Raw genomic sequence first — 14,564 nt, 5'->3', positions numbered from 1 at the left:
ATTTCCCTCTCCTTTAGTAGATTTATTCTATGACATATCCAGCGAAAATGTCAAAGAAATTTATTTGATGAAACAATTTTTTTGAAAAAACGGCAGAGAAGATAGCGATGCCGCATTGCCTCCCTGCCCGTCATCCTTAAAACCCGCCTCACCCGTCATCCTTGAAACCCGCGCGGCCAGCGCGGGTTATCGAGGAACCATTCCTTGGACGGCATGGGTAGCTATCAGGTTATTGCCTTGCTTTATTTTGTTTAAATATAGCTAAATTTTTTTTATATATCAACTGAGGCCAGGGAATGGCAATATATTCGCCCTACCGCTTTGCTGTTTGAGGGCGGCTGATAATTTTGCCAAGGCAAAATTTCAAGAATGACGGCTAGAGTGGTTTTAGGCGGCCGAGTAAAAAAAATCTTTATTACACAAACGTTATATGCCCGACATCACCACCAATGAGGGCGATGAATTGGTCGTAGGTCAGGGTTGAGGCATGGGTTATCGGGTCGATATGCTCCCCCGAGCAGTTGGCGCGCAATTATGTAAAAGCAAGATGATGCGAGCCACCAATAAGCGTTAAGAATTCATTGAAACTTAAATCATGATAATGGATATTTGAATTACTGGGGTCGACCAAATAATCGGTGCCGGCCCGCGTGCCCATGATGGTGTTATAACCGGTTGTCAAATCAACCGCCGTGCCGGTGCTCATGTCTTGGTTGCTTAAATAAATATAAGAATTATAGCCGCCAATATTGTTGACAAGGCCAAATTTAATCGCATATTGCTTGAATGGGTTATTGCTGGCATCGGTTAGGCTTGTTTCCATCAATTCGACCTTACCATCGCCGTGCGCGCTGGTGCCCTGGCTACCGACCATGTAGGTTTGTAACGCGCTAAGGCTGTTGAGAAGCACCTTGGTGCCATTATCCAATTGACCGGCCATCTTTTTGAAATGAATGACATCTTGCTTGTTATCATAACCATAAAGCTTGATGGTAACCCCGCTGGAATTGGTAACCGCTTCATAGTAACTAGAGGTCAGGGCACTGTTAATGTTATAAACATCAACCTGCTGGTCATCAAGGATTTGCAAACCATTGGTCGGGCTGGCCGCGGTATTGCCGTTAATAATGCTTTGGTTGGTCAAAAGATAGGTTGTCAGGGCGGCAGAAATAGATAAGCTTAATGTATCGGTGGCCGCCGACCCTGCGTCGGTTAAATACACCCTATCGTATTTATCAAAATAACCGCTAAAGCCTGTGCCCGTGCCGACCATTGCGTTCAATTCAGATATTGAGGTGATGATGGTGTCTTTTTGTCCGTTAGCAAAAAGATAAGCCTTGATATTGTTGAAATGTTCTTCGCCAATGTCTAACAAATTAACCAAATTGTTTACAACCAATTGACTGCTGGCGGCAAAATTGTTAAATGCCTGACCCACGCCAAACGCGCTATTGTCAAATTTGATGCCGTCATTGCCAAGGCTGTAAAAATTAAATGCGTCATCCACCCCACCGACCGAGGCAAATTCTCTGGTTTTTATATTAAAAACATCTATCGAAAAATCGGTGTAATTGGTGGCAATGCCCTTATTGCCATTGTTTGATTGACCATTGGTGGTAATATCATGGGCGGTGTAAAAATAAAATGACGTGGTTGCTGTAACCGACATAAGGTTAGCCAGCGGCGATGCACCATTGAATGCCCCTGAAACAGCCCTAATAACAAATGTCTCCGGCCCATAAACACTTCCATACCCCGAAACAAGATTCATGTCGTTCGTGCTTTTGAATTTTAAAACGCCAGTCCTGCTATCAAGGATAAAACGGCTTCTATCATCTATCGACGGCGTCGTGCTGTTACTTGCCGATACCAATACATAGCTTATTGTTTGGCCATCGGCATCAATGGCCGCGAACGTGTTAACCCCTGTAAGCCCGATGGCATTATCAACATAAAGACTGGGGACGGGGCTGATAAACACCGGCGCATTATCATCAATATTTTGTATCGATAGGACAAAACTTGTGGTAATAACGTCGGCCACCGTGCCACCGTTGGCAAAATTGGCAATTCCCGCGCCATTTAAACTATTGGCCTTGATGATAATGGTATAAAGCACAAGGTTGCCGCTGGCCGCTGTGCCGCCGGCGTTCTTTAGATTTTCAAAATCCAAAACGCTGGCAAATAATAATTTTCCGGTGCCCGAATCGATGCTGAAATAATTATTCGGGTTGTTGCCAAGGCTGTAGGTGATATTGGGCTGACCGTCGGGGTCGATGGCGGCGAAGGTCGCCAACGGCACGACGCTTAGCCCATTGTTTTCCGTCATGCCAAGACCGCTGACCGGGTTTTTGAAGGCCGGGTTTTCATCGTCAAGGTTGAAAAGGTTGAGGGTGAAATTGGTATCAACCGCGGTGATCGCCCCGGCGGCCAGGTTGCCCAATGTCGATTTCGCCCGCACCGTGATTTGATAGATGCCATTGTGGCCAGTATTGCCCTGTTTGATGTCATAATCATAATCGGCGTTTTTCATTGTTAAAACGCCGGTGTTGGCGTTAATGCTGAAGTAGTAGGCATCTGCCCCCAACAGCGAATAACTAACCACCTGGCCATCCCTGTCATTGGCGGTAAAGGTGGTAACAATTTTATTGACGCTATCATCTTCATTCAACGACATGCTGACCGGCGCGGCGGCAAAGGCCGGGGCATATTTATCGGTCTGTTGCAGGGTTAAAATAAATGTTTTGGTCGCGCTGGTAAATGGTGTGTAATAACCACTCGGAAAGTTATTATTAGAAAGACCAGGCAAATTTTTACGCACGATTTGGTTATCGCCGGCGGTCGTGGCCACCACTGTCACGGTAAAAAATTCTAAGCCCGAAACGGTTTGATGACTCCGCAAATTATCAAAATCGGGCGTCGAGATAAAACTTAAAATACCATTAAAGTAATTATGTGATATCGACCGCTCGTTAATTGGATTTAACTGGGTGGTGCCATCATTTTTTAATAATATATTGGAAACACCATTCCCTACGTCGTTCGCATAAAATTGACCATCGCCATTTGGGTTATTGGTAAAGGCAATATTAAAATATTGCGCGTCGGCACCGGTCAAGTAATAGCTCACCACTTGGAAATCTGCGTCGGCGGCCTGGAAAGTGAACAATGCCGGCGGCAACGCATTGCTTTCGACAATCGTCGCGCGACCAACCTCTGGCATATTGTTTCTAAATGCCGTGCTATATTGATCGACGTTATTTAAATTGATTACTATCGTTTGTGTAACATAATCGACCACGCCAAGGGCGGTCATGCCCAGCCACAACCCGCCGCCGACGCCGGTCGAGGTTGCCCTGACCACCACGGTAAAATTACGGTTCAATTGGTAATCCTCGATGACTGGCGGGATACCCGGCGCATTGTTTATTTGCAGAATAAACCCCGCATGATTATTAACCGTAAGGGAGGCAAGGTTTACAATATTAAAATATTGATTTGAATAGGCCAGCGGGGTGGTTCCGGGTGTAACCGAATCGATGCTGTAAACAATAGCTTGGTCATCGTCATCGACCGCGACAAATGTGCCAACATTCACATAATAAGGGGCCGGAAAATTGTTGAGCTGATGCTGAATGTTTTCATCCATCCTAACCGAGTTTACATTATAGCCCGGGTTAATAACATTCGGGTCGGGCGTGAACACCGGATTATTGGCGTTAAAATTAAACAGGCTGAGGGTAAAATTGGCAAGCACCGATTGTGTTTCAAGCTGGGTTACGCCAAAATTGGTAATGATGTTGTTCGCCGTGACCTTGATTTGCGTGGGAAAAATTGATTTGCCGGCGTTGGCATAATGAAACCCGGGTAAGAAATATAACTGCCCGGTATTTTGGTCGATGGTCATGTAGCTGTTGCTACCGATAAGACTATAGCTGATATTTGTAAAATGCGGGTTGCCATTGGCATCGTTATAATTAAACAAGGTAAAGGGTTTTAAAATCGCCAGGTTGCGTGCCGAATTCGCGTTTTCCAGCACCGATAAACCAATCGGTGTGTTGTTGTAATCGACAAAGTTGGTGGCGGTGCCGCTGGCGAAATGCAGGCTCAATTCGGCATTGTCAATCTTGACCACCACCAATTGGGTAATGGTTTCGTTATAGGCCCCAGCCGGGGTAACAACATTGTCATAGGAAGAGACCTTCACCACGATGCTGAATAAACTACGGGTCGGCTCATAACTAAGCGCGCTTAAGAATATCAAATTGCCGGTTTGGCTATTGATGGAAAAATAATTAACATCACGTTGGACATTAACCACCCCACCCGTCACCGTGTCGGCAATGCTGTAGGAGATATTGGCATCTTTATCGCTATCCACCGCCTGGTAGGTAAATAGCGACGTGCCCAACCCCTTGGTTTCCGATAAGGCGATGGTTGGCACGCCGCCGATTTGCACGTTCTTGCTCGGGCTTTGGCTAAAACTTGGGCGCGAATCATTGACATTGCCAATCGTCAAGACATAAACCTGGGTTATGTCAAACAACACGCCACTTTTTGTAACCACGCCGCCGCTGACATCGGCGCGGGCGGTCACCGTGATGGTATAAAATTTGCCGTGCGGCACATCATAATTAAGCGACGACGTAAATATCAACCTGCCATTGGCGACATTCGGGCCGCTTGCCGTGCTGGCGCCACTGGTTTGGTTGATGCTGAAATAATTTGCATCGGCACCGCTGATAATATAACTGATGGCTTGGCCGTCGCCGTCGCTGGCGCTAAAGGTTGCCAATATCGTGTTGGCGGCTTTTGTTTCGGCCAAGGAAAGCCCCGATGATTTTTGCGTGAAGCCTGTCGAAAATTCATCGACATTTTGCACCGATAAAATAAATGTTTGGCCGACATTAAGCGGCGTAATCGTGCTGGAATAGGCGCGCACCGCCACGGTGTAAAGATGCACGTTATTAACTATCGGCCCCGCCAATTTTTCAAAATCAAGCGTCGTGTTAAAGGACAAAACGCCGGTGCGGGCATCGATATTAAAATAGTTGAAGGGATTGGAACCGACAATATTGGAATCAAAGGCGTAAGATATCAAACTGTTAGCGTAATCGTAGCTAGAAAACACCGCGACGGTGGCGATGCCGAGGGCGTTGGTTTCGCTAACAACCAACCCGACATCGGGCGTGCTATCCAAATCGACGATGTTTGCCAATTGCAAATCAAATGTCTGCGACACCGCGGTGCTTACCGGCGGCGTGCCAACAACCAAGCCGGAGGTGCTATCCGAAGCATAAACAACGATATGGTAGCGCCCGTTGCGGGCGCGGTTTGCCGGGTTGTCAGCATCCAAGGCCGATTTAAAATAAACCACGCCCGTGCTTTGGTCGATGGTAAAATAATCGGCGTCGTTGGTAATTTGATAATTAACCGCGCCGCTCCCCGGGTCGGTGGCGGCGAAGGTCGCCATGCTACCGCCGCCGATATAATAAGATATCGTTTGGTTGGCGTCATAGTCGGTGGCACGGAAATCGGCCATCCTAATCCCCAATTGATTGTTTTCACTTAAGTTGAGGGTGCCCAGGGTAAGAATCGCCTGCGCATTAACAAAAACCGGCGAAAATTCGTCGATGTTATAAAGCGACAGCACCATCAACTGGCTAACATCATCGATGGCGTTACCGCCTGGCACCACATTGCCGTAACTGCGGGCGTAAACGACTAGGCTGTAAAGTGGCCTATGGCCGCTTTCATAATCCAGTGATGATACCATAACAACATTTCCACTGGCCGAATCTATCGAAAAATAAACGCTGTCATCGCCCATTAAATGGAACGATATATTTTGATTATCAGCATCGGTGGCGGCAAAATTAGCGATCGATAAACCAACCGCGTTATTTTCATTTACCGAAACGCCCTGAATAATGGTGCTGAAGTTAACATTGTTATCATTTATGTTTTGTAGCGACAAGACAAACAATTGGCTTATAACATTTTGCGCGCTCCCCGTGCTAAACGATGCTCCGGTAAGCGGGCCATAGCTATTGGCGAAGACGACAATAGAATAATTATAAGCGGCATGGGTGGACGATTCATAATCCAGCGACGAGGTTATCTTCAAAACCCCCGTGTTGGCGTCGATAGAAAAATATAGCTTATCATTGCCACCGGCCACATCGCCCAAGGAATAGGATATTTTTTGGCCGTCCATATCGGTGGCGGCAAATTGCAACAGGTTGGTGTTGACAACATTGCCCTCGGCCACGGCAACAAAACTATAGGCTTGGGTAAAACTCGGCGCATTGTCATCGATATTGCCAATCGAAAAAATAAACAATTGGGAAACAACCGCGGTGGCCGTAACCCCGTCCCGCGCCGCCGGCCCAGTGATATTGCCATGGCTGTGGGCATTAACAACAACCGTGTAATATTTTTGATTTTCAAAATCGGTGGCGCCCGAAAATGTTAAATCACCGGCCCTGGCATCGAGCAAGAAATTACCAATCTGCACGCCATAGGTTGTGCCATTGCCGGATAGAGAATAAGAAACCTGTTGGCCATCAACATCTATCGCGGCAAAATGAAATAGCTGTTGATTGACAAGGTTGCCCTCGGCCAACACAATCCCGCTAGTGGTTTGGGTAAAGCTTGGGGCATTGATATCAAGATTAAACAGCGACAAAATATACAATTGCGAAACAACCGTGGCCGCCGTCCCAGCCAATGACCAATTGCCCGTTGGCTGACCAATGCTGTTGGCAAGCACCACCACCGAATAAAGCGCGCCATGCCGGTTTTGAAAATTTAATGATTGATTAAGGGTCAGGACGCCATTGCTATCGATATTAAAAAACCTGGCATCGCTCCCGCCCAAATTATATTGAATGGTTTGGCCGTCCAAATCAATCGCCGAAAATTGGCCGACGCTGAGCCCGACGCTATTGCCCTCGTTCAACGATAGGCCGGTTGCGACCTGGGCAAAGGTTGGGGCCTGGGCGTCAAAATTAAATAACGACAGCACAAAATTTTGCGTTACGTTTGTCGCGGCACGCCCGCCGGCCAACCACAGGCCGCCGCCACGGCCATAACTATTGGCGGTGATGGTAATGCTGTAAAGTTCGCCATGACCATTTTCATAATTAAATGACGATAATGCCAATAATCTTCCGGTATTTGCGTCAAGCGAAAACCAAGCTGCATCGACGCCGCTCAAAGAATAAGAAATCATCTGCCCATCAAGGTCGGTGGCGGCAAAATTGGCGATGCTGACCCCTGCCTGGTTTAATTCGTTCAGCGACACGCCGCCCGTGGTTGCGGTAAAGCTTGTCCCATTATCATCGATATTGCCGACCGATAAAACATAAAGGATGGACGCCGTGTTTCGCGCGCCACGGCCCGTCGTCGGCATGGTTTTAAACATATTAACCACCACTGAATAGGTTGGCTTTGCATCCCAATCAATATCATCGGTAATGCGTAAGATGCCATCACTGCTTAGGTTGAATTTACCCCTATCAAATTGATTGCTGAGCGAATAGCTAACGGGAATCTCTATCCCATCGGAATCATACCCCTGGAAGCTAAAAAGGATTTTGTTAGCGGTTGTTTGGCCTTCAACCAAACTGATCTGTTCTGCGGATGGTATGTTACCAAACAACGGGGGGGAATTGGTTAGGGATAAAATAAAATTCTGCGTAATCGCCGTCAGGCCATCGCCGCTGGGGTTGACCCCCGCCGTGCCGATGGCGTTGATGGTGATGGTAAAGTAATCCCCACGATGGCCATGATAGGTATCATCGTAATTTAACCTGGATATAACGGTAAGTTGGCCATTGTTGTCTATCGAAAAAAAATCGCTATCCACGCCGGTCAGCCAATAACTTGCCCCCGCGCCGTCGGCATCGGTGGTAATAAATTGCGTCACCGATAGGCCGATTCTATTTTTTTCGGCAATCTCCATACCCTTTACCTGCTGCCCTGACCAGGCGGTGAGCGAATCATTGGCATTCGCGACTGACAAGATAAAATTCTGTGTAATCGCCGCCAGGCCGTCACCGCTGGGGCTGATACCCGCAGTACCAACCGCATTCACCGTGATGGTAAAGGAATGGCCATCATGGCCGTTGTAACTGCCTTCGTAATCTAAGCTCGACAGCAATTGCAAATTGCCATTGCTATCAATCGTAAATAAATCTTTATCGGTGCCGGTCAGCCAATAACTTGCCCCTGCACCATCGACATCGGTGGTGGTAAAGGTCGCGATAGCAGCCCCCGTCGCATTGTTTTCACTTAACACCAAATCAGTCGATGGCGTGCCCGACCACATGGTCGCGGAATCATTGAGGTTGCCGAGCGACAGGACAAAATTTTGCACAATCGACGTCAAGCCATCGCCGCTGGGGTTAGCCCCCGCCGTGCCGATGGTGTTGACGGTTATTGTAAACAAATGCCCATCATGGCCATTATAGTTCCCTTCGTAATCCAACATTGAAGCAAGTTTTAAATTGCCATTGCCATCAATGGTGAATAAATCTTTATCGGTACCGGTCAGCCAATAACTCGCCCCCGCACCATCGACATCGGTGGTGGTAAAAGTCGCGACATTAACGTTTGTCGCATTGTTTTCATCTGCCATCACGCCGGTGCTTTGCACCCCCGACCAGGCCGTCAGCGAATCATTGACATTGTTAATCGATAAAACAAAATCTTGCACGATCGACGTCAGGCCGTCGCTGGTCGGGTTAGCCCCCGCCGTGCCAATGGCATTGACCTTGATGGTAAAGGAGTGGCCATCATGGCCGTTGTAAGTCCCTTCGTAATCTACCATTGAAGCAAATTTTAAGTTGCCATTGCTATCGATGGTGAACAGGTTGCTGTCGGTGCCGGTCAGCCAATAACTTGCGCCCGCGCCATCGACATCGGTGGTGGTAAAGGTCGCGATAGCAGCCCCCGTCGCATTGTTTTCATCTGCCGCCAGGCTGGTTGTTTGCACCCCCAACCAGGCCGTCAAGGAGTCATTCACGTTGCCCAATGATAAAACAAAATCCTGCATAATCGGCGTCAGCCCATCGCCGCTGGGGTCAGCCCCCGCCGTGCCGATAGCGTTGACGGTTATTGTAAACAAATGCCCATCATGGCCGTTGTAATTTCCCTCGTAATTTAAGCTCGACACCAATTGCAAATTGCCATTGCCGTCTATCGTGAACAAATCTTTATCGGCGCCGGTCAGCCAATAGCTTGCCCCCGCCCCGTCCATATCGGTGGTGGTAAAGGTCGCGACATTAACGTTTATAGCATTATTTTCATCTGCCATCACGCCGGTGCTTTGCACCCCCGACCAGGCCGTCAAGGAGTCATTCACGTTGCCCAATGATAAAACAAAATCCTGCACAATAGACGTCAAACCGTCGCCGGTTGGGTTGCCGGCCGCCGTGCCACGGGCATTGACGGTGATGGTAAAGGAGTGGCCATCATGGCCGTTATATGTCCCCTCGTAATTTAAGCTCGACAGCAGTTGCAAATTGCCATTGCTATTGATGGTGAACAGGTTGCTGTCGGTGCCGGTCAGCCAATAACTTGCGCCGGGTCCGTCGATATCGGTGGTAGCAAAGGTCGCAACATTGATGTTTGTCGCATTGTTTTCACTTACCCCTAGGCCAGTTGGTTGCGTGCCCAACCACATGGTCGCGGCATCGTTGCTATTGCTCAGCGACAGGACAAAATTTTGCGCAATCGACGTCAAGCCATTACCGGTTGGGTTGACCCCCGCCGTGCCACGGGCATTGACCGTGATGGTAAAGGAATGGCCATCGTGGCCGTTGTATGTCCCTTCGTAATCCAAGCTCGACACCAATTGCAAATTGCCATTGCTATCGATGGTGAACAGATTGCTATCGGTGCCGGTTAGCCAATAACTCGCCCCCGCACCATCGGCGTCGGTGGTGGTAAAGGTCGCGACAGTGGCCCCGGTCGCATTTTTTTCATCTGCCATCACGCTGGTGCTTTGCGCCCCCGACCAAGCGGTCGGGTTATCGTTGATGTTGTTAATCGATAAGACAAAAACCTCGGTCACCAACAGCGCGCCGGTCTGGCTATAGGCATAGACATTGCCACCATAACTATGCCCCTGGACAATAACGGTGTAAAGTTGTTTGGTTTCGTAATCGGTGGTGACTTTTAACTTTAAATGCCCCTGGCTGTTGATAAGGAAATTACCGGCATCGGCCCCGGCCAAATCATATGAAACCGACATGCCGTCTGGGTCGCTGGCGTTAAAGGTCGCCAGGATAAGGTTTTGCGTCATGCCCTCCGTTATGGCCACCCCGGGTAATTCGCTGTTGAAGAATATATCCTCGTTTTTCAAATGGCGTATAGCAATGATGACCGTCTGGGTCAGGTGGCTACTGGCGTTGGTAATAATCACCGCGGTGTAAAGATGCTTGGTGGTGCGGTCATAATCGGGCAGGCCATCAATCAGTGAAAGCTCGCCGGTGCTACTATTAAAATTAAAGAACACGCTGTCATCAGCATTGCTGTCCAACCGCACGCCGTTAAAAACGCCAACCGCTGTATCGCCCTCGTTCACGTAACGGGTGCCGCTGATGGTAACCAATTGGCTTATCGCCGTTGCGTTGCCCGCATCGGCCGCCGGGCCGCGCAACGAACCAAAGCTATGGGCATTGACCACCACCGAATAGGTTGGCTTAGCATTAAAGTCCAACCCCACGATTAATTTTAACTGCCCATTGCTGTCAATTTCAAAAGACGACGCATCGGCACCGGTTAAATTATAGGAAACCATCTGGCCGTCTAAATCCACCGCGTTAAAATTACCGATGGTCTGGCCATCGACATTATCGCTGTTACCAATCAAAATATCGCCCACCACGTTGGTGAAGCTAACCGCGTTATCCTGCAGGTTAAACAACGACAAAATATAAACCTGCGATATGGCGGTTGCCGCCGTGCCGCCGCCAACCCACAGTCCATTGCCATTGCCAAAACTATTGGCGCGAACAACAATGGTGTAGAAAGGCGATGGGTGATCGGTCGATTCAGAATCAATCATCGAACGCAGGCGTAACACACCGGTGGCGCTGTCGATGGCGAAGTATTTTTTGGTATCACTGCCGGCCACATCATCCAGCGAATAGGAAATCGATTGACCATCGGCGTCGATCGCTTCAAAATCGGCCAGTGAAAATAATCGTGGATTATTTTCATTGATGGAAAAGCTTGAAAAACTGCTGGTAAAGACCGGCGCATTATCATTGATATTGCCAAGCGACAACACAAACAATTGCGTTATTAATAAGGCACCGGTCGCGCTGTAGGGCAACACCTTGCCGCCATAACTATGACCCTGAACAATCACGGTGTAAAGCGCGCCATGGCCGCTTTCGGCGTCAAGGCTCGATTTCAACATAACCGCGCCATCGCTGTTGATGGTGAAGAACCCCGCATCGGCCCCGGCCAAATTATAAGACACCGATTGCCCATCGGGGTCGGTGGCGGTAAAGTTAGCAAGGGTGACGCCCGCCAAGTTGCCCTCGGTTAGCGGCATGCCGGTGCTCGATTGATTAAACACCACATCATGCTGGTCGAGGTTGCCAAGGCTAACGATGTAGGTCTTCACCGCCGAAAGTTCCTGACCGGCAATCGTCTCGGTAAATTTTACCGACACGGTATACATCGGGTCGTGGTTGCCGCGGTTTTCGTAATCTATCGAACTGACAAATTGCAATTGATTGCCGACAATTTTAAAATAACTATTATCCGCACCGCCACTCACCAAAACGATGCTGTCAAAACTGCCCCGGTCGGCCGGTTCAAAATCCACGACCCGCAGGTTGGTCGCGCTATCCTCCAACACCAAATAATTGGCATTGGTTTCATTCACCGCCAGCCCGCCAAAAATAGTAACCAGTTGCGTCACCGCGGTGGCGGCGGTGCCACCGGTTCGCCAAATGCCACTGCCGTTGCCACGGCTGTTGGCCACCACCACCACCGAATAAACCGGGTGGTTTATAAAATTAAGGGTTGATGCTATTGCCAAATTACCATCGGCGGTGATGGAAAAATTCACCGCGTCCGTGCCGCTCAGCGAATAGGAAACCGCTTGACCATCCGGGTCATAGGCATGGAACAAACCAATCGACTGGCCGATGCGGTTGTTGCTGGCCTGGACATTGGCCTGATGAATTTTTTGGTCAAACACCGGCGCGTTGTCATCCATATTGCCAAGGCTAACGATGTAGGTCTTCACCGCCGAAAGTGCCTGACCGGCGATCGTCTCATTAAATTTTACCGACACGGTATAAAATGGCGCATGACCGCCAAGCGTTTCGTAATCTATCGAACTAACAAATTGCAATTCATTGCCGACGATTTTAAAATAGTCATTATCCACGCCACCCGCCACCAAGGCAACATTGTCAAAACGCCCGCCATCGGTCGGGGTAAAATTCACGACCCGCAAATTGGGCGCGCTGTCCTCCAACACCACATAATTGGCGTTGGTTTCATTCACCCCAACCCCGCCGATGACCACCACCAACTTGCTAACGCTGACCTCCGGCCCGGCGCGTCCGGCGATGGCGGTAACGACAAAAGAATATTGTTGCCCATCGGCCAGCCGCACGCCGTCTTTCAGCGACACCTGTCCGGTTTGCACATTGACGGCAAAATTATTGTCATTCAAGCCATACCACAATCGGCCGTTTCGGTCGGTGGCGACCGCCGAAAATTGCAACAGGTTATTATCGACATGGCGGTAATCAAGCACCACCACCTGCGACGCATCGGCCGCATTATTCCCCGTCCAATTTATCAAATCGCTGTTTGGACTTTTGCTTATATCCAGCACCAACAATTGCGTGGCATAGGTTGTCGCGCCGCGTTGCGTCGTGCTAGCATATATCACCACCGTGTAAAGCAATTCGTTCGGTTTTTGATAGGGCTTATTACTGCTCGCCGCTGGCGGCGTGTTAAATTTTTGATTAAGGCTGGCCACCAGGGTTGGGTTGTCATTCACCACCAGCCGCTTGGTGCTCAGGTCATTAAGGCTAAGGCTGGCAATCTGCGGCAAGCTGTTTATCACCTGCTTATCAGGCGTGACAAACGGCGTTATATCGCCAAGCGCCGGCATGCTAAAAGTGCTAAGGTTAAATGTTTTCTTAAAACCTATCGCGCCGCTTGAACTGTTGATTGTTACATAACCATTTGGGTCAAAAAGGGCATATTTGATAGTGGCGTTGCCGTTATCCAACACCCGCGCGGTGTAGATGCCGTCGGTTTGGTTGGTTTCGTTATATTGCTTGGTGACAACCGGTGTGCCGCTCAAGGCCATCTGCAGGGCGACCCGCACCTGCTCCTGACCGGTAACGCCATTGCTGGCATAGGCAATCACCGTCACGCTATACAAAGGCACGTGATTGGGGTTTTCGTAATCGGCGGTGCTTAATAACAACAATTGATTGTTGCCATCGATTGTAAAATAATTGCTATCACTGCCGCTCAGGCTGTAACTGGTTATCGCATGGCCAGATTGGTCGTTGGCCGATAATTGTTGCACGACCTGGGTGGTGTCCTCGCTCAACGAATAGGTATAAATGGGCAGATTGCGCCACACCACCAAATCATTGCTCGGCGCGTTGGGAATATAAAACGATAATTTTTGCACCGTCGCCGGGCCGGATGGATTATAAATCGTCAGCGGCACATCGTGATACCAGCTATTGCGGTTTACATCGTTGATATTCTGCTTCAACACCACAACATGCCCCGAAGGGCTATCAAGCCGAAATAACCCGCTGTTCAAACCATAGCTTATTGTGTTGCCATTGTCGTCGGTCGCGGCCATGGTAAAAACCGCCTCCCCCGCTTCATCCAGCAAATTAAGGACGCGCAATTGCACCTGTTGCAAGGCGGTGGTGTTATCCACCGTGTCGGTTGCGATAACATTAAATGTAAAAAGATGGTCGGGGAGGTTTGCGTCTTCGTAATCGAACACACTGCCCTGCTTCAACACCACAGTGCCGTCTGCACCGATGGTGAACATGCCCATGCCAGCGGCGTCCAACGAATAGGAAACGGCATCGCCACCCGCGTCAGCCATCGGTGCAAAAGCAAAACTATTGCGGCCCTCGCTTAAAGATAAAGACGCCACCGCACCGGCAAAAACAACCACCATATTAGCACCCTCTAAAGTCCCTAACTATAAGAGCTAAAAAAATAAAAAAATATTTTTTTATACCTGTCCCTTATTTGTCCCGTTGCCTTATAGCGCTTAATATTGTTGCTCCCCTCGGTATCGCAACCACATCGCAGGAACTCCTATGTGGAAAAAATGCAATAACTAACTCCTTAAAACTCGCTACTACGAACCACAGGTTATTACAAGAAAAAAACATATCCCATGGTTGATTCTTCTAGATTTTCGCCAAAAAAATACGAAAATTAACAACCTTATGATTATTTGTATAATTATTTCTATTTTTAATAGAAAATGGTGGCTAGGGAGGGAATTGAACCCCCGACACAAGGATTTTCAGTCCTCT

Annotated in this window: 1 protein-coding gene; it reads right to left on the bottom strand. The window is 48.8% G+C overall.

The window, feature by feature from the left end; translation table 11 throughout:
• Positions 1–532: 532 nt before the first annotated feature.
• Entirely contained in the window at positions 533–14,197 is a 13,665-nt protein-coding gene (locus QM529_06290) for a cadherin repeat domain-containing protein (GenBank protein ID MDI9314264.1), read from the bottom strand.
• Positions 14,198–14,564 lie beyond the last annotated feature (367 nt).

Origin of the sequence: Hydrotalea sp. (genome assembly GCA_030054115.1) — a bacterium.
Lineage (GTDB): Bacteria > Pseudomonadota > Alphaproteobacteria > JASGCL01 > JASGCL01 > JASGCL01.
This window is presented reverse-complemented; position numbering and strand designations above follow the sequence as displayed.